The sequence below is a fragment of the Aeromicrobium alkaliterrae genome (assembly GCF_039529015.1).
GTDB lineage: Bacteria > Actinomycetota > Actinomycetes > Propionibacteriales > Nocardioidaceae > Aeromicrobium > Aeromicrobium alkaliterrae.
The window spans coordinates 459,029-474,976 of record NZ_BAAAME010000005.1 but is presented as its reverse complement, the minus strand read 5'-3'; the positions used below and the strand labels follow the sequence as shown (position 1 = coordinate 474,976).

18 protein-coding genes are annotated in these 15,948 nt (G+C 71.4%); 6 read left to right on the top strand and 12 right to left on the bottom strand.

Going from position 1 to position 15,948, the window contains the following annotated elements; translation table 11 throughout:
* The 3 genes from ABD127_RS16430 to ABD127_RS16420 all read right to left on the bottom strand — a co-directional run.
* Nucleotides 1-290: 3-keto-5-aminohexanoate cleavage protein (locus ABD127_RS16430; RefSeq protein WP_344203471.1), on the bottom strand; the 290-nt coding region annotated here is incomplete at its 3' end.
* Nucleotides 287-1,138 (bottom strand): helix-turn-helix transcriptional regulator, encoded by an 852-nt coding sequence (locus ABD127_RS16425; RefSeq protein ID WP_344203470.1) that lies wholly within the window; start codon nucleotides 1,136-1,138, stop codon nucleotides 287-289. The genes ABD127_RS16425 and ABD127_RS16430, both read right to left, overlap by 4 nt.
* 80 nt (nucleotides 1,139-1,218) lie before the next feature.
* Nucleotides 1,219-1,989 (bottom strand): SDR family oxidoreductase, encoded by a 771-nt coding sequence (locus ABD127_RS16420; RefSeq protein WP_344203468.1) that lies wholly within the window; start codon nucleotides 1,987-1,989, stop codon nucleotides 1,219-1,221.
* A gap of 256 nt (nucleotides 1,990-2,245) precedes the next feature.
* Between ABD127_RS16420 and ABD127_RS16415 the strand changes: the two genes are divergently transcribed.
* Complete coding sequence (locus ABD127_RS16415) at nucleotides 2,246-3,883, top strand: AMP-binding protein (RefSeq protein ID WP_344203465.1); 1,638 nt, start codon at nucleotides 2,246-2,248, stop codon at nucleotides 3,881-3,883.
* Nucleotides 3,884-3,989: 106 nt separating this feature from the next.
* Here the strand turns inward: ABD127_RS16415 and ABD127_RS16410 are convergent, their stop codons facing one another.
* Together ABD127_RS16410 and ABD127_RS16405 are read right to left on the bottom strand one after the other, a co-directional pair.
* Nucleotides 3,990-4,838 (bottom strand): alpha/beta fold hydrolase, encoded by an 849-nt coding sequence (locus ABD127_RS16410; protein ID WP_344203464.1) that lies wholly within the window; start codon nucleotides 4,836-4,838, stop codon nucleotides 3,990-3,992.
* Between the two features lie 72 nt (nucleotides 4,839-4,910).
* Nucleotides 4,911-5,483 (bottom strand): MOSC domain-containing protein, encoded by a 573-nt coding sequence (locus ABD127_RS16405; protein WP_344203462.1) that lies wholly within the window; start codon nucleotides 5,481-5,483, stop codon nucleotides 4,911-4,913.
* A 75-nt stretch (nucleotides 5,484-5,558) separates the two neighbouring features.
* Here ABD127_RS16405 and ABD127_RS16400 point away from each other — a divergent pair, with 75 nt between their 5' ends.
* A complete protein-coding gene (locus ABD127_RS16400) occupies nucleotides 5,559-6,662 on the top strand; it encodes an SDR family oxidoreductase (RefSeq protein ID WP_344203460.1) in 1,104 nt (367 codons plus the stop codon).
* A gap of 73 nt (nucleotides 6,663-6,735) precedes the next feature.
* Here the strand turns inward: ABD127_RS16400 and yczE are convergent, their stop codons facing one another.
* Nucleotides 6,736-7,389 carry a membrane protein YczE gene (gene yczE, locus ABD127_RS16395; RefSeq protein ID WP_344203459.1) on the bottom strand — a complete coding sequence of 218 codons (654 nt, stop codon included), beginning with the start codon at nucleotides 7,387-7,389 and terminating at the stop codon, nucleotides 6,736-6,738.
* 248 nt (nucleotides 7,390-7,637) lie between these two features.
* Between yczE and ABD127_RS16390 the strand changes: the two genes are divergently transcribed.
* A complete protein-coding gene (locus ABD127_RS16390; RefSeq protein WP_344203457.1) occupies nucleotides 7,638-8,084 on the top strand; it encodes a MarR family winged helix-turn-helix transcriptional regulator in 447 nt (148 codons plus the stop codon).
* 44 nt (nucleotides 8,085-8,128) lie between these two features.
* Here ABD127_RS16390 and ABD127_RS16385 read toward each other — a convergent pair whose 3' ends face one another.
* A complete protein-coding gene (locus tag ABD127_RS16385) occupies nucleotides 8,129-9,460 on the bottom strand; it encodes a cytochrome P450 (protein ID WP_344203455.1) in 1,332 nt (443 codons plus the stop codon).
* 148 nt (nucleotides 9,461-9,608) lie between these two features.
* Here ABD127_RS16385 and ABD127_RS16380 point away from each other — a divergent pair, with 148 nt between their 5' ends.
* A complete protein-coding gene (locus ABD127_RS16380) occupies nucleotides 9,609-10,838 on the top strand; it encodes an FAD-dependent monooxygenase (protein WP_344203453.1) in 1,230 nt (409 codons plus the stop codon).
* 76 nt (nucleotides 10,839-10,914) lie between these two features.
* The gene (locus ABD127_RS16375; protein ID WP_344203451.1) at nucleotides 10,915-11,355 is read left to right on the top strand and encodes a MarR family winged helix-turn-helix transcriptional regulator; all 441 of its coding nucleotides are present in this window, start codon (nucleotides 10,915-10,917) and stop codon (nucleotides 11,353-11,355) included.
* Between the two features lie 82 nt (nucleotides 11,356-11,437).
* On the opposite strand, the gene ABD127_RS16370 is transcribed toward ABD127_RS16375, so the two are convergent.
* Nucleotides 11,438-11,605 (bottom strand): hypothetical protein, encoded by a 168-nt coding sequence (locus ABD127_RS16370; RefSeq protein ID WP_344203448.1) that lies wholly within the window; start codon nucleotides 11,603-11,605, stop codon nucleotides 11,438-11,440.
* Nucleotides 11,606-11,813: 208 nt separating this feature from the next.
* Between ABD127_RS16370 and ABD127_RS16365 the strand changes: the two genes are divergently transcribed.
* On the top strand, nucleotides 11,814-14,258 hold the full coding sequence (locus ABD127_RS16365; protein ID WP_344203446.1) for a PP2C family protein-serine/threonine phosphatase: 2,445 nt from the start codon (nucleotides 11,814-11,816) through the stop codon (nucleotides 14,256-14,258).
* Nucleotides 14,259-14,298: 40 nt separating this feature from the next.
* On the opposite strand, the gene ABD127_RS16360 is transcribed toward ABD127_RS16365, so the two are convergent.
* The 4 genes from ABD127_RS16360 to ABD127_RS16345 all read right to left on the bottom strand — a co-directional run bounded on the left by ABD127_RS16360 (nucleotide 14,299) and on the right by ABD127_RS16345 (nucleotide 15,901).
* Nucleotides 14,299-14,478, bottom strand: a complete 180-nt coding sequence (locus tag ABD127_RS16360; RefSeq protein WP_344203443.1) for a hypothetical protein — start codon at nucleotides 14,476-14,478, stop codon at nucleotides 14,299-14,301.
* A 153-nt stretch (nucleotides 14,479-14,631) separates the two neighbouring features.
* Entirely contained in the window at nucleotides 14,632-15,348 is a 717-nt protein-coding gene (trhA, locus tag ABD127_RS16355) for a PAQR family membrane homeostasis protein TrhA (protein ID WP_344203441.1), read from the bottom strand.
* Nucleotides 15,349-15,437: 89 nt separating this feature from the next.
* On the bottom strand, nucleotides 15,438-15,647 hold the full coding sequence (locus ABD127_RS16350) for a hypothetical protein (RefSeq protein ID WP_344203439.1): 210 nt from the start codon (nucleotides 15,645-15,647) through the stop codon (nucleotides 15,438-15,440).
* A gap of 80 nt (nucleotides 15,648-15,727) precedes the next feature.
* Nucleotides 15,728-15,901, bottom strand: coding sequence for a CsbD family protein (locus tag ABD127_RS16345; RefSeq protein WP_344203437.1), 174 nt, complete (start codon nucleotides 15,899-15,901; stop codon nucleotides 15,728-15,730).
* Between the last annotated feature and the right edge of the window lie 47 nt (nucleotides 15,902-15,948).

The window sequence follows — 15,948 nt, the reverse complement described above, 5'->3', positions numbered from 1 at the left end:
GCTGCGATGGTCTCGAGACGCCGGGCAGGGTCGGGCTCGATCTGCGCGAAGGTCGTCATCGAGATCGGCACGCCGGGGCAGCGACGGCGAACGGCCTGGATCACCCGGGTGACCGCCGGCTCGGCGAGGGTCTCGACGCCGTCGTCGTCATAGGCGTGCAGATGCAGCAAGTTGGCACCGGCGGCCACGCAGGCGGCGGCGTCCTCGGCGATCTGGTCGGGAGTCAGCGGCATGGCCGGGTGGACGGTTCCGCCGTTCAGGGCCACCTGGAAGGTGCGGTCGTTGCTCACGGCGCGTCGGCCGTGCGTGCGCCGTGCTCGCGCTGCGTGGCGGCGACGGTCCCGAGCAGGCGGAGGGCGTCGGCGCTCGCACTGCCCGGTGCGGCGCGGTAGACGACGAGCTGCTGGTCGGGCGAGGTCCGGACGTCGAACGCCTGGTAGGTCAGGTCGATCGCGCCCACGCTGGGGTGGCTGAAGCGCTTCGCCTCGGAGGTCTTGCCCCGCACCTCACCGCGTTCCCAGAGGCGGCGGAACTCCGGGCTCGTCTCCGAGAGGTGACCGACGACCTCGCGCAGACGCGCGTCGTCCGGTGCGAACCCCTCTGCGAGGCGGAGGTTGGCGGCGGTGGACTCCGCCACGGCAGGCCAGTCGGGGTAGAGGTCGTGCGCATCGGGGTGGAGGAACATGCGCTCGGCCAGGTTCTGGCCGACCTCGAGGCCGCCGAACAGCTCGCGGGCGAGCGCATTCACGGCGAGGACGTCGAGCACCCGGGTGATGACGATGGCCGGGTTCATCGGCCAGTCGTCGAGCAGCTCCAGCAGGGCCGGGTCGGCGGTGGTCCGTGCGCGGGACACCCTGGTCGGCGCGGCGGTGTCGGCCAGGCGGAAGACGTGCTCGCGCTCGTCGTCGGACAGGGCGAAGGCGCGGGCCAGTGCGTCGAGCACCGACGCGGACGGGTGGCGCTCCCGCCCCTGCTCGAGCCGCGTGTAGTAGTCGACGCTGACGCCGGCGAGCATCGCGACCTCCTCGCGCCGCAGGCCCGGCACGCGGCGCGGCCCGTACGAGCGGACCTCCGCGTCCTCCGGACTGGTGCGGGCGCGGCAGGCCTTCAGGTACCGGCCGAGGGCGTCGTCGGTCATGGGACCACGGTAGGGCGATCGCGGCGTGGCCGCCTGGGTGCGCGACACCCAGGCGGCCCCGCCCACACGGTGGGGCGACGTCATCGCTGACGACTCGGGCGGATGATCAGCTCGTTCACGTCGACGTCGGCGGGCTGGCTGATCGCGTAGGAGACGGCGCGGGCGATCGCGTCGGCCGGGATCGCGGCGGCGCGGTAGCCGACCATCGCCTGCTGCGCCCCGGGGTCGGTGATCGAGTCCGCGAGCTCGCTCGTCGTGACGCCGGGCGAGACCGTGGTGACTCGGATCGACGGGTCGAGCTCGATCCGGAGGCCTTCGGTGATCGCGCAGGCGGCGTGCTTGGTGCCGGAGTAGACCGCAGACGTCTCGGGCACCTCGTGAGCACCGATCGAGGCGACGGTCACGAAGTGGCCCGAGCCCTGCGCCTGGAAGTGCGGGATGCCGGCCGCGACGCCGTGCAGCAGCCCGCGCACGTTGACGTCGATCATGCGGTCCCACTCGTCGACGAGCAGGGCGTCCAGGCGCGAGAGCGGCATGACACCGGCGTTGTTGACGATCACGTCGACCCGGCCGTGCCGTTCGGCGACGCCGTCGACGAAGGCCTTCACGGCGTGACGATCGGTCACGTCGAGGGCGCCGTGCTCGGCCCGCCCTCCGGCGGCGGTGATGCGGTCGGACAGGTCGCGGAGGCGGTCCTCGCGACGCGCGCCGAGGACCACGAGGTGTCCCTCGGCGGCCAGGCGTTCGGCGGTTGCTTCTCCGATGCCGCTGCTGGCGCCGGTGATGACGACGACCTTCGAGGTGTCGTCTGCGGTGGACGGGGCGCTGGTGTCAGTGAGTGCGGTGTTCATGCACTCGAGCCTCGCCGCGCGCTCGCTCGTGAGGCAGACCGAGTCGCACCTGGGTGCGCCACACCCAGGCACCACGATCAGCTCGGGTCGTCGGACCTCCGGCCGGCGACCTCGTCGGCCCGCGGGCGTGCGCGGCATGGGGATCGCCTGGCGATCCCCATGCGGGCCACATGCGGGTTAGCGTCGAGTCAGGGCACGGGGCCTGCCTGATTCACGCCGGGACCCGCTGTCGCGCTCGGAACGAGAGGACTCGCAGATGACCACCAGCCACACGGTCGGCGACACCGCCGCCCCCCTGCTCGAGACCACGATCGGCACCAACCTGCGCGAGACGGTGGCACGGCACGCCACCCGCGAGGCCCTGGTCGACGTCCCCAGTGGTCGGCGGTGGACCTACGCGGAGCTCCTGCGCGACGTCGACGCCGTCGCCCGAGGACTCCTGCAGCGCGGGGTCGAGCGCGGCGACCGGGTCGGGATCTGGGCCCCGAACAGCCCGGAGTGGGTCCTGCTGCAGTACGCCACGGCGCGGATCGGCGCGATCCTGGTCAACGTCAATCCCGCCTATCGCGCACACGAGCTGGCCTACGTCGTGGGGCAGTCCGGGATGCGCACGATCGTCGCGGTCGAGGAGTTCAAGGGCGCCGACTACGTCGAGATGATGGGGCAGGCGCAGGTCGAGCACCCGTCGCTCGAGGACGTCGTGCTCATCGGCACGGCCTCGTGGGACGACCTCGTCGCCGGTGGCCGCGACGGAGTCGACGACCTCGACCTGATCGAGTCGGGCCTCTCGGCCACCGACCCCATCAACATCCAGTACACGTCCGGGACGACCGGCTTCCCCAAGGGCGCGACGCTCTCGCACCGCAACATCCTGAACAACGGCTGGTTCGTGGGGGAGCTGCTCGGCTACACGGAGCACGACCGGGTCTGCGTGCCCGTGCCGTTCTACCACTGCTTCGGGATGGTGATGGGCAACCTCGCCTGCACCAGCCACGGCTCGACGATCGTGATCCCTGCACCGGGATTCGATCCCGGCGCCACGCTCCGCGCCGTCACTGACGAGAGGTGCACCTCGCTCTACGGGGTCCCCACCATGTTCATCGCGATGCTGAACGACCCGGGCCTGGCGTCGGCCGGTCTCGACACGCTCCGCACCGGGATCATGGCCGGTTCGCCGTGCCCCGTCGAGACCATGACGCAGGTGATCGAGCGGATGGGGATGGCCGAGGTGTCGATCTGTTACGGCATGACCGAGACGTCACCGGTCTCGCTGCAGACCCGTCCCCACGACTCGTTGGAGCAGCGGGTCTCGACGGTCGGTCGCGTCGGCCCGCACCTGGAGGTCAAGGTCGTCGACCCGACCTCCGGAGCGACCCTGGAGCGAGGAGAGGTGGGTGAGCTCTGCACGCGCGGCTACTCCGTGATGATCGGCTACTGGGGCGAGCCGGAGAAGACCGACGAGGCCATCGACGGTGACGGCTGGATGCACACCGGCGACCTCGGGACGATGGATGCCGACGGCTACGTCAGCATCACCGGCCGCATCAAGGACCTGGTCATCCGTGGCGGCGAGAACATCTACCCCCGCGAGATCGAGGAGTTCCTCCTCCAGCACCCGGACGTCATCGACGTCCAGGTGATCGGGGTACCTGACGCGAAGTACGGGGAGGAGCTCATGGCCTGGCTGCGCGTGCGGGAGGGGGCGACGCCGCCGGATGCGGCGGCGATCCGGGAGTTCTGCGCGGGGCGACTCGCGCACTTCAAGACGCCGCGGTACGTGCACTGCGTGGACGACTTCCCGATGACGATCACCGGCAAGGTGCGGAAGGTCGAGATGCGCGAGGCGGCCCCGGCGATCCTCCGCGCGGGCGGGGCGGAGCCGCCGCAGAGCTGACCTCAGGCGAGGGCGGCCGCTGAACAGGTGGTCGAGGCCCTGGAGTCGCCCGCGGAGCGCGGACAGCGTCTCGTCGTCTCGGGACCGGTTCCGTCCATGGCGACAGTCAATCCGACGCGTCGGCCACCCGCACGGGACCGGCCGGCTCCTGCCCGAGAAACGCGCGCACCCGGGGCGCGACGACGTCGCGGAGCTCGTCGAAGAATCCGTGACGTCCGCCGTCGACGACGTCGAGCTCGGCGCCGGTGATCGCGGCCGCGATCGCCTCGGCGTTGGTCGAGGGGGTCATCCGGTCGGTCGACCCGTGCATGACGAGGGTCGGCGCCGTGATCTCGGCGAGTCGGTCGGAGGCGTCGTGCCGCGCACTGACGGCCAGGTGACGCCGGCCCGCGAGGGCGGAGTGCGGATCGCCGAGCAGGTCGGTGGGCACCAGGTCGTAGCCGCCGCACCGCTCGACGAAGTCGGGTGAGTAGAACAGGTCGATCGTCGCGCGGTGCCGTGCAGCCTGGTCCGGGTCGGTGAGGGCGCGGCGCACGTCGTCGCCCCGCTCCCGGGCCAGGTGACCGCCGGGCGAGGTGCACGAGAGCACCAGGCGGTCGACGAGGTCGGGCCGTGCGATCGCCAGCTCCTGGGCGATGCGTCCGCCCATCGAGGTCGCGTAGACGTCGGCGCGGGCCTGCCCGAGCGACGTCAGCACCGCCGCGGCGTCCGCGGCGAACCCTGCCGTGGTCCAGGCGGGACCGTCGTCGAGGTCGGCCTGGGTGGCCCCGGTGCCCCGGTAGTCGAACGTGATCGTGAGCCACTGGTCGGCGAAGTCGCCCCGCAGGCGTCGCCACCACCGGTGCGAGTTCGCCTGTCCCTGCAGGAGCAGCAGAGGAGGACCCGACCGCGGTCCCTCGACCTGGAAGGCGAGACGCGTACCGTCCGCGGCCTGGGCGCTGCCGGAAAGCCTCACGCGACGGTCGCGGTGCGTGCTCGACCCGGGATCCGCCACGCCCCACTATCTCAATCCGGCGGGAGGCGGTGGCTACAACCCGGGGATGGCGGACTGGCCGTTCGTCGCGGCCGCTCGTGTCGGGCGCTTCAGCTCGTGGGGTGCGAGGGGTGCCACGTCGGTGATCGTCGCCGGTCCCACCGAGATCTGTCCGTCGTCGAGGGGTTCGCACCGGATGCCGGCGTGACCGCGCAACGCCTGGTGCGCGCCGGGCGCGAAGACCTCGTTCATCCAGGCGCAGGGGCTGGCGGGCGTGAACGAGCGGAACCGGATCGGTCCGTGCCCGGCGTCCAGGGTGAAGGAGCACCGCACGAGCGCGTCCACGTCGAAGCCCTCGACCACGAGGTTGCGCCGCGAGAGTGCGGGATCGAAGGGTCCCGCACCCAGGTCGCGCTCGAGCTGCTCGATGCTCTCGGTCGCGATCATGGTGACCGCCGCGCGGGCGGAGCGAGTGCCGAAGTACCGGTCGCCGACGATCCCGCGGTGCGCGCGGACTCGCGCCGTCGTGGCGTCCTCGGGGCCCGTGGCCGGAGCCATCCCGTCCCGCGGACGGCCGGACATCCGGTGGCTGGGCGCCACGACCAGCGCCTTGATCTGCACCTGCACCGTGGCAGGTTACCCGTCCCGCCGTCGGGGTTCGGTGACCTCGCGGTCTAGGTCGACCGACCTACTGTCGACACGGTGACCGACCCCAGTGCAGGACCCGACCGGAACACCGCCCGCCACGCCCTCGTGATCGGAGCCACCGGCATCGCCGGGGGCGCACTGGTCCGCCGGCTCCTCGACGAGGGCTGGCAGGTCACCGGGGTGTCGCGCCGCCCCGGCCGCCTCCCGGAGCCCGCCGCTCTCGTCAACGTCGACCTCACGTCGACCGCCGACACCCACGAGGCGCTCGCCGGTGTGCCGGCCACCCACGTCTTCGTCACGGCCTGGGTGCGCCGTGAGACGGAGGACGAGAACATCGCGGTGAACCGGGCGATCGTGCGCGACGTGCTCGAGGCGCTGCGCCCGTCGGAGACCGTGCAGCACGTCGCGCTGATGACCGGGCTCAAGCACTACCTGGGCCCGTTCGAGGCGTACGGCCAGGGCGAGGTCAGGGACACGCCGTTCCACGAGGACGAGGAGCGCCTGCCGTACCCGAACTTCTACTACGCGCAGGAGGACGAGCTGTGGGCCGCGGCGGAGCGCGACGGCTTCACGTGGAGCGTCCACCGCGCCCACACCGTGATCGGCACGGCCGTCGGCAACGCGATGAACATGGCCCAGACGCTCGCCGTGCAGGCCAGCATCTGCCGTGAGCTCGACCGGCCGTTCGTCTTCCCCGGGTCACGCACCCAGTGGGACGGACTCACCGACATGACCGACGCCGAGCTCCTGGCCGAGCACATGATCTGGGCCTCCACCGAGGAGGTCGCGGCGAACGAGTCGTACAACATCGCCAACGGCGACGTCTTCCGCTGGCGCTGGATGTGGCCACGCATCGCCGAGCACTTCGGGGTGACGCCGGAGGGATTCGCGGACGAGCCGCGCCCGCTGGAGCAGCAGATGGTCGACGCCGCGGAGGAGTGGCGCACCGTCGCCGCGCGGTACTCCCTCAAGGTCGACGACGTCGACCAGCTCGCCTCGTGGTGGCACACGGACGGCGACCTCGGGCGCGACGTCGAGTGCCTCACCGACATGCGCCGCAGCCGCGTTCGCGGATTCACCGGGTACCGGTCCACGATCGACAGCTTCGAGCGGGTCTTCGGCGAGCTCCGCGCGCAGAGCCTCGTCCCGCCGCGCTGAGGGTGACTCGCACGGCGATCTGCGGGCGGGGCTTGGTGCGCGTCGAGCGGACTGGTTCGAGCTTGCCCGGGCCTCACGCCGTGTCGTCGTCGAGCCTGAGCCGCACGGTCGTGAATCGGAGGAAGACCTGCGCGAGGGGTCCCATCAGGAGCGCGACGGCGAGGGTCCCGAGACCGACGATTCCTCCGAGGGCCCAGCCTGCCGCGAGCACGACGAGCTCGATCGAGGTGCGCACCACCCAGATGGGTCGCCCGGTCGCCCGGACTGCTCCGGTCATGAGCCCGTCGCGGGGGCCGGAGCCGAAACGTGCCCCGAGGTAGAGGGCGTCGGAGAACGTCAGCAGAAGCAGGCCGATGCAGAAGTAGACCAGCTGCTGGGGAAAGTCGGCGGGGTCGGGCAGGACGAGTGCCATCGCGTCTGCGGACAGTCCGATCAGCAGGACGTTGAGGGCGGTGCCGAGACCCGGCAGCTCGCGCAAGGGGATCCAGAAGAGCAGGACGAGCACGGAGATCAGGTTGGTGGCCCACCCGAACGTGAGGGGTGTGTGCAGCGTGACCCCCTGAGAGAGGACGCTCCAGCTCGACGCGCCCAGTGTCGACTGCACCAGGAACGGCAGCGACGCACCGTAGCCGAGGAGTCCGACGACCAGTTGGGGGAGGCGCCACGCCTTCTTCTCCGCGCGAAGCTGTTCCATCGCGGTCAGTCGGCGGCTGGTCCCGGATGACATGGATCCATCGTTGCTGTCGCCGTCTGCCGGCGCGACGGCCAATGGGAACTCGCTGGCCTCGAAGGCTCTACCGCTCGCCACCTCCCACCCCGGAGCACACGCGCCGTGGGTTCACCTCCCACCGCAACTGCGAAGCCCACCGTTCGCGCAGGCTCGCGGTGGGCGCGATCATCGCGTTGCCGGAGCCTGCCCGTGGCTCCACGCAGCGGTCTTGACCTCAACCACTGTTGAGCTTCTAGCGTCGTGGCATGGAGACGCGACCGATGCAACCGCCCGCCCGTCAGCCCCTCGGCTTCTGGACCGTCCGTGCCGGTGAGGCCATCGGGCAGCGCACCCGATCGGCGCTGGCCGAGCTTGGCGTGACCCAACCGCAGTGGTGGGTGCTGCACCAGCTCTCCCTGCATCCGGCGGGAGTCGAACGGACCGACGTCATCGACACCGTCGGCCCGAACGACACTGCTGGCGCGATCGAGGAGGCGATCGCCTCCTCACAGGACAACGGTTGGCTGGTGGCCGACGGCGACTCGATCCGTGCGACGGCCACGGGCGCCGCCCTGTTCGCCCGCTGCGCCGCGCTGCAGGCCGAGCTCCAGGCAGAGCGGATGCACGGCATCACCGAAGCCGAGTTCGCGACCACCATCACCGTCCTGCAACGCACGATCGAGAACGTCGGCGCCAACGCCTGGCACTGGTGACGGTCCGCCGCCGGCCGGCCGTGCTCCGCGGCAGTCGACGTCCCTCAGGGCTCCAGACGAGTCGGCAACGTCCCGTGCCCGCGGAGGATCCTGGTCGTCCGTCGTCGAGAGCCCGGCTCGACCGTCAGGTCCGGGTAGCGCTCGAAGATCGTGCGCAGGCCGACCTCACCCTCCATGCGGGCGAGCGCCGCACCGAGGCAGTAGTGCCGGCCAGAGGAGAACGACACGTGCTGGTCGGCGTTCGTGCGCGTCACGTCGAAGCGATCAGGGTCTGCGAAGACCTCGGGGTCCCGGTTGGCGCCCGCGAGCAGGGTGGTCACCACGGACCCGGCCGACACGTCACGCCCGCCGAGGGCCGTGTCGGCGACGACGGTGCGGCCCGTGAGCAGCACGGGCGGGTCGTACCGCAGCACCTCGTCGACCGCCTGCGACCACAGGTCCGGCTGGTCGCGCAGGGTGGCGAGCTGGTCGGGGTGCTTCTGGAGGAGGGCGATGCCGTTGCCGAGGAGGTTGACCGTGGTCTCGAAGCCCGCCGCGAGCACGAGGCCGGCCGTCGCCTTCAGCTCGACGTCGTTCAGCTCGACGCCGTCGTCGTCCTGCGCCAGCACGAGCTGACTCAGGAGGTCGTCGCCCGGGTCGCGACGTACCGCGGCGATGTGGTCGTCGAGCCAGCGCTCGAACGCGCGCAGCGACCGCTCCACCGAGCGGAAGCGTCCCAGCGGGAGCCCGAGGTCCAGGCTGGGCGCGGCCCCCTCGCCAAACTCGAGCACCCTGCTCCGGTCCTCGTGCGGCACGCCGAGGATCTCCGCGATCACGGTCACCGGGAGCAGCGCGCAGTAGCGCTCCACGAGGTCGACCGTGCCGCGCGCGTCCGGCGCGAGGTCGTCGAGCAGCTGGTCGGCGATGGTCTGGGTGCGCTCCTGGAGGGCCCGGACCGCCTTGACGGAGAACACCCGCGTGACGAGCTTGCGATAGCGGGTGTGCTCCGGTGGCTCGACGGCGAGCAGTGACGGTGGCGTCAGGGGTCCGATGGGAGTGCTGCGATCGGCCCAGCGTTGGACGGGGCCCAGTGGACCGCCGGCGCCGAAGTCGATCCCAGCGCGCACGTCGGGACTTCCGAGCACCTCCTTCACGGTCGAGTGCGTCGCGGTGACGTAGGAGAACGCGCCCTTGTGCAGCCTGCCCTTCGACCGCACCTCGTCGAACAGGTCGAGCGGCAGACCGCCGTCGACCGGCGCGCCGGCTCCTCCGGCCGTGGCCAGGATGAGGCGCGCCTGGAGATCGCCGCGCCGCGCCCCCGCTCGGATGCCGACGCTGGGCAGCGCGTGGTTGAGGCCCCAGCGCGTCAGTGACGCCGCCTCGTCGATGATCTGCACAGCGGACCTCCGTCGCTCGTTGCTCCCAGTCTGACCCACGTGGCGCCCTCCCGCGTACTTCCTTCTCGCCAGGATGCGCAGCTTCCAGCACCAACTACATTGGTAGATGACTTCACAGTGAAGTCAACTGGTCACGATCGGAGAGAACATGGTGAGCTCCTCTGCCCGCCGTCCACGCGTGCTGGTGACGGGCTCGTCCGTCGCCGGCCCGACGGCCGCCTGGGCCCTCGACCGGTCCGGCTTCGACGTCGTGCTCCTGGAGCGCTCCGCCGTGCCGCGGGAGACGGGCCAGAACATCGACATCCGCGGCCTGGGGCGTGACGTCCTCCGCCAGCTCGGCGTCGAGGAGCAGGTCATGGCGTCCCTGACCGGGGAGGAGGGCACCCGCTTCGTCAACGGCAGCGGACGTCCGCGCGCGGTGTTCCCCAAGGTCGAGGGCGAGGACGGGCCCACGGCCGAGGTGGAGATCCTGCGCGGGCAGCTGGCGCAGATCCTGGTCGGGATCGTGCCGGACCGCGTCGACCAGCGGTTCGGGGACTTCGTCGTCGGCGTGGAGCAGGACGATGACGGCGTCGACGTCACCTTCGACTCGGGCCTGCAGGAGCGCTTCGACCTCGTGATCGTGGGGGAGGGACGCGGCTCCCGGACTCGCCGGCTGGTCTTCGAGGACGCGTCGCGGCGCCGCGATCACGGGGTGACCATCACGTACGGCACGATCGACCGCAGCCCGGACGACGGCGGCACCTGGGACTGGTACACCGCTGCCGGCGGCCGGGTGGCCTCGATCCGTCCCGACAACGTCGGCACGATGCGGGCGAGCCTGTCGTTCCGATCCGATGATCGTGACTTCGAGTCGCTCCCCGTCGCCGAGCAGCTCGCCGCCCTGCGACTCCGCTTCGGCGGTGCAGGCTGGCAGACCGAGCGGATCCTGGCCGGCTTCGAGGCGCACCCCGAGGAGTTCTACACCCAGCGGATGGAGCAGGTCATCGTCACGCCGTGGGCGAAGGGCCGGGTGGCGCTGGTGGGCGACGCGGCCTGGGGCTCGGGGCCGACCGGCATGGGCACGACGCTCGCGCTCGTCGGTGCGTGGGTGCTGGCCGGTGAGCTCGCTCGTGACCTCGACGGGGGCGTCATCGAGCCCGCGGCGGCGTTCCGCCGGTACGAGGACCTCCTGCGGACCTACGTCGACAGTGCCCAAGGCCTGCCGCCGGGAGGCGCCAAGCTCCTGCACCCGCGGTCCGGTCTCGGCGCGAGCGCACTGCGTGCCGTGCAGGGTGTGGCTGCGCTGAAGCCGCTGCGCAGCTTCGCGCAGAAGCACCTGCTGACGAGCGAGAAGGGTGAACCCGTGCTTCCGGACTACCCGACGCTCGTGCACTGAGGCTCCGATGGCGACCGCTACCGTGGGCCGATCGGCCGCATCGCCGGCCGAGGGTCAGGCAGAGAGGGGCAGGTCCGTGGACGCGCTGCGCGCTGAGGTGCTGGAGTCCCTGCGCCGCTACGTCGACAGCTACCAGGCCTCCGTGATCGAGTTCGCGCGTCACATGGGTCTCCCGCTGACCGACGGCAACGCGCTCGGCGAGGTCCTGTGGGCCGAGCGCGCCGGGGCACCTCTGTCTCCCTCGGCGCTCGCGAGCCGGATCGCCATCACGTCCGGTGCGACCAACGCGCTGGTCAACCGCCTCGAGGCCAAGGGCCTGGTCGCCCGCTCGCGCGAGCACGACGACCGCCGCGTCGTCACGCTCCGGGCGACCGAGGCGGCGCGCGCCACGGCCGAGCCCTTCCTGTCCGAGTCGGCAGGGCGTCTCACCGCCTCGCTCGCTACCTACGACGACGCCGACCTCGTGCTGGTGCGCGACTTCATCGACCGATTCGCGGCGGTTCTGCCGCGCGGGTAGCGAGTACTCCTCGCCCTGAGTACCTGGGCGCTCTTCGCGGTCATGACGCCGGCCAGCCTCACGCTGGCGGGCTCGTGCGGGACTAGGGGCGCTTCCTGCCGCGGCCTGCTCGGAAGCCCGGTGTGAGCAGGAAGAGCACGCCTGCCACGGCCAGCAAGGCGGCCGGAACCCAGGTGCCGGTGGCGGCGTTGACGGCAGCAGCGGCGAGCATCAGCACTCCGGCGACGAGCCAGATCCTCTTGTCATCCATGCGTGGACGCTACGTCGCTCGGCGCCGTGACGCTCGTCGAGCGCCCGTCACGGATTGACGAACGTGCCCGCGACCGCGGAGGCCGACCAGCTGACGGCGGCCTGAGCTCGACCGGCAGGTTCATGCGCTCGATGAAACAATGGTGCGGCGAGCTCGAGCGCCCGGGTCGTGAAGGCGACGCGTGGGCGGGAGCTGCAGGGTGACGGAGATGCTGGACAGCGGGACGGCAGCGGGCCTGGCTCGTGCAGAGCTGAGGACAGTCCTGGGAGATGCTCCGGTCGCGGTGCTCGTGGTCGACCTGGCTACCAGCGAGGTCGTGCACGCCAACGACGTGGCCGTTCAGCTGGCACCGGATGCCGAGCTCCCGGCGCGTCTGGATGCGTGGGGTCGTTCTGCCGGACTGCAGGACCCGTCCGGTGTCGAGCTCGAGGACACCCACCATCCGCTGAGCCGACTCCTTCGCGCCGAGGGCGTACCTGGCCAGCCCGTCACGGCGCTGCGACGCAGCGAGATGGGCGAGTCCCGTGAGCCGCTCTGGATGATCGGCATCCCGATGGCGGGCGCGCCGATGCTGGACTCCCACGCCCTGGTCGTCCTGCTGTCGGTCGTCGAGGAGGAGGCTGCTGCGGCGGCCGAGGCCATCGTCCACCAGGAGGCGCAGCTCCGTCAGCGGGCCGTCCTGGCGACCGGACTGTCGTTCACCGTCGCGGATGCGCGCGAGCCCGACTGTCCGCTGGTCTGGGTCAACCCGGCGTTCACCGCCTCCACGGGCTACGCGTTCGACGAGGCCGTGGGCCGGAACTGCCGCTTCCTCCAGGGCGAGGGCACCGACCGGGCAGAAATCGCTCGGATCCGCGCGGCCATCGACGCCCGTGAGGCGGTCGTCGCGACCGTGCTGAACTACCGCAAGGACGGCCTCGCGTTCTGGAACCAGGTCACCATCACGCCGATCGCCGACGCCGACGGGGTCGTGACCCACTTCGTGGGTGTCCAGACCGACGTCAGCGGACGGATCTTCGCCGACCGCGAGCGCGACCGTGCGCTCCACGCGGAGCAAGCAGCGCGAGCGGAGGCCGAGTCCGCCCAGGCGCGGCTGACCCTCCTGGCCGAGGCGACCGAGGCCGTCGCGGACGAGCTCGAGGAGGCCGGCGCGCGGGAGCGGCTCCTGGCCCTCATCGTCCCGGACCTGGCCGACTCCGCTGCCCTGTTCCAGCTCGACTCCCAGGGCAACGTGACCGATCACCTGGCGCGGCACCGCGACAGCGCGATGGCCGAGGAGACCGATCGCCTCGCCGGCGAGATCCGCGACCTGACCCCTCCGGGCGGCCTCCTCCGAGCGCTGCTGGGGGACGAGTCGATCCGCCTCGTCAGTGACGTCGGCTCGGACGCGGCGCGCGAGGTGGCGCAGGGGTTCGTCACCGATCCTCGCTACCTCGACCGCTTCGAGGCCACGCTCCGGGTCGACTCGTCGATGATCGTCGGCCTCCCGGGTCGCGACTCGATCCGGGACGTGCTCGTGCTGAACCGCACCGCCGACCGCCCGTCGTTCACGACCGACGACGCCACCCTCGCGAGAGAGCTGGGCCGCCGGACGGGCCTCATCCTGGAGAACCTGCGTCTCTACGTCACGCAGTCGCGCATCGCCCAGACCCTGCAGCGCAGCCTGCTGCCGATCCTGCCCGAGCTCGACTGGCTCGACGTCGACGCGCGCTACCTCGCGAGCTCGGACGACGCGGAGGTCGGCGGCGACTTCTACGACCTCTTCGAGTACCCGGACGGCGGGATCGGCGTCGCCGTGGGCGACGTGGAGGGCCACGACATCTACGCCGCCGCCGCGATGGGCCAGCTGAAGGGCCTGCTCCGGGCGACCGCGCTGACGCAGCGCGCGATGCCTGCGGCGATCCTGGAGCAGGTCGATCAGTTGGTCTCCCACCGCCCCTCGGGTGGTGTGCCGCCGGAGAGCACCTCGCGCCTTGCCGGCTCCAGGGGAGCGTCGGAGCGCCGGGAGCCTGACCGCCTCGCGACCTTGTCGTTCGCCCACCTGGAACCGCCGCGCAGGTCGGCGATCCGCCTGGGTCGACCCTCGTCGCGCGCCTCGAGCGCGACCTCCTTCCGCGTCGACTCCGAGGGTGGCGTCGCCGACGAGCCGTTGACCGTGCAGCCGGCGATGTCCCGCGTGGGTCTGGGCGACGCTGCCGTGGAGGTCCTGGGGGAGCAGCGACGTCGAGGCCCCACCTGGACCCTCACGCTGTCCTCGGCGGGCCATCCGCCGCCCCTGACCCGGCTCCCCGACGGGGAGGTCGTGTTCCTCGACCCGCCGTTCGCGCAGGGTCCGTTGCTCGGGCTCGGGATGACGCGGCGTCGCCACGACGCGACGTTCCTCCTGCCGGCCGGCTCGATCGTGCTGTTCTACACCGACGGCCTCATCGAGCGCCGCGCCGACCGCAGCGACGAGGCCGAGCAGCGACTCATCAGGGCCGCCGCCGGAGCGCCGGAGGGCCTGGGCGCGTTCGTCGACCACATCCTGGCCGAGCTGGTCGACACCCACCCCGGCGATGCCGCGCACGACGACGTGGTGGTCGTCGCGCTCTGCCTCCACGAGGAGAAGGTCGAACCCGGAGTCGAGACGGAGCCTGGCACCGCCGGTTCGTGAGGTCGGCTCGCCAGAGGCCGAGAGGTCGCGGTCGGGAGCGTCAGGCTGCCGAGATGGGGATCGCGCTGTGGAGTCGCTCCTGGGAGCACTCCTCGCGGCGTGACCGCTCGACGGTCTCGCCGTCCTCGCGCTCGGCGACCTGGACCCGCACCACGAGCGATGCCGAACAGGTCGGGCAGAGCGCCTCACTCGGCTCGAAGCGGTACGAGATCCTCATCATGGCAGCACGATAGATCCGGTTCTGGACGTCCGCACTCCGGCAGCCGGGCCACACCTCCGACGGTGAGCCCGGCGCCAGAGCCGCCGAAGCGGGACCTCGACGACGCGGTCACCGACCGTCGCGGACTCCGGGCGATCACGCGCGCCGACGTCGTCATCGCAGGGTGGTGGTGACGATCAGGACGGCGGCGAACTGGGCGGCGAAGGCGAGCACGGTGCACGTGTGGAAGACCTCGTGGAAGCCGAAGGTGGCGGGAGCGGGGTTCGGACGGCGCGTTGCGTAGACGATGCCGCCGACGGTGTAGATCACCCCACCCCCGGCGGTCAGCGCGATCGCGGCGTAGTTCACGTCCGTCGGGAAGCGCGATGCTCCGTCCAGGAGTGCGGGGACGAACGGCAGGGCGAGCCATCCGAGCGCGATGTAGAGCACGGGGAAGACCCACCGGGGCGCGGTCACCCACGTCAGCCGGAGGACCACGCTGACCCCGGCCAGGAGCCAGACGGTGGCGAGGAGCCAGAACCGCGCCCCGCCGGTCAGGTAGAGGATGGCGAACGGTGTGTAGGTGCCGGCGATGAGGACATAGATGTTGGCGTGGTCGAACCGGCGCCAGAACGCCCAGGTCCGGATCTCCCAGGTGCCGAGGTGGTACGTCGCCGAGACGGAGAACAGCAGGAGGGCGCTGGCGACGTAGATCGACGATCCCCAGCGGGTCTCGGACGTCGGCGACGCCACGACGAGGACGACGGACGCGACGGCCAGGAGTGGCAGGAACCCGCCGTGGACCCACCCGCGGAGCCGCGGCTTGGTCTCGGCGATCTTGTCGGCCATCCCGCGCGGCACCCTGGCCGGCGCACCATCCGAAGCGGGCACGGTCTGCACCTCGTCTCTGGCAACCGACGTGGCGACCACGCACAGTCAACCGCGAACGCGGGCGGTCGACCAGGGTTCAGGGCAACCGATCAGCTGCGGGCCGGTCGATCTCGTGCGACGTGACGCCGCGCGATGGGGAGTCCGGCGCGGCCGAGCGCAGCCCAGACCTTGCCGAGGAGCAGCTTGACGACCTTGAGGACGAGGCGGGGCAGGAAGCCGAGCAGCTTCCACACGGCCCAGCCGATCGCCGCGAACACGTTCTTGCGGGCCTTCTTGGTCGGGGGGTTCTTCTTCGCCATGGTGATCGTGCTCCTCGGGATCGTGGGGGTGGGGACGTCGTCGTCGGCGACACCCGGAGGTGCCGCCGACGACAGCGGGACTACTTCTTGAAGACGTCCTTGACGTTCTCGCCGGCCTTCTTGAGGGAGGCCTTGCCCTGGTCCTTCTTGCCCTCGGCCTCGAGGTCCTTGTTGTCGGTGGCGTCACCGACGACCTCCTTCGCCTTGCCGACGAGGTCCTCGGCCGCGTTCTTCGCCTTGTCTGCGATGCCCATGACGTTCTCCTTCTGTGTGGCGGGTGTGAGTGGTGCCGCCCGGCCGG

Excerpts from the sequence above, each read along its gene's own strand:
- yczE (WP_344203459.1), bottom strand. The coding sequence starts at position 7,389 with ATGTCATCCGGGACCAGCCGCCGACTGACCGCGATGGAACAGCTTCGC.
- ABD127_RS16390 (WP_344203457.1), top strand. The coding sequence starts at position 7,638 with ATGGAGACGCGACCGATGCAACCGCCCGCCCGTCAGCCCCTCGGCTTC.
- ABD127_RS16365 (WP_344203446.1), top strand. The coding sequence starts at position 11,814 with ATGCTGGACAGCGGGACGGCAGCGGGCCTGGCTCGTGCAGAGCTGAGG.
- ABD127_RS16415 (WP_344203465.1), top strand. The coding sequence starts at position 2,246 with ATGACCACCAGCCACACGGTCGGCGACACCGCCGCCCCCCTGCTCGAG.
- ABD127_RS16345 (WP_344203437.1), bottom strand. The coding sequence starts at position 15,901 with ATGGGCATCGCAGACAAGGCGAAGAACGCGGCCGAGGACCTCGTCGGC.
- ABD127_RS16360 (WP_344203443.1), bottom strand. The coding sequence starts at position 14,478 with ATGATGAGGATCTCGTACCGCTTCGAGCCGAGTGAGGCGCTCTGCCCG.
- ABD127_RS16420 (WP_344203468.1), bottom strand. The coding sequence starts at position 1,989 with ATGAACACCGCACTCACTGACACCAGCGCCCCGTCCACCGCAGACGAC.
- ABD127_RS16380 (WP_344203453.1), top strand. The coding sequence starts at position 9,609 with ATGGTGAGCTCCTCTGCCCGCCGTCCACGCGTGCTGGTGACGGGCTCG.
- ABD127_RS16425 (WP_344203470.1), bottom strand. The coding sequence starts at position 1,138 with ATGACCGACGACGCCCTCGGCCGGTACCTGAAGGCCTGCCGCGCCCGC.
- ABD127_RS16370 (WP_344203448.1), bottom strand. The coding sequence starts at position 11,605 with ATGGATGACAAGAGGATCTGGCTCGTCGCCGGAGTGCTGATGCTCGCC.
- ABD127_RS16350 (WP_344203439.1), bottom strand. The coding sequence starts at position 15,647 with ATGGCGAAGAAGAACCCCCCGACCAAGAAGGCCCGCAAGAACGTGTTC.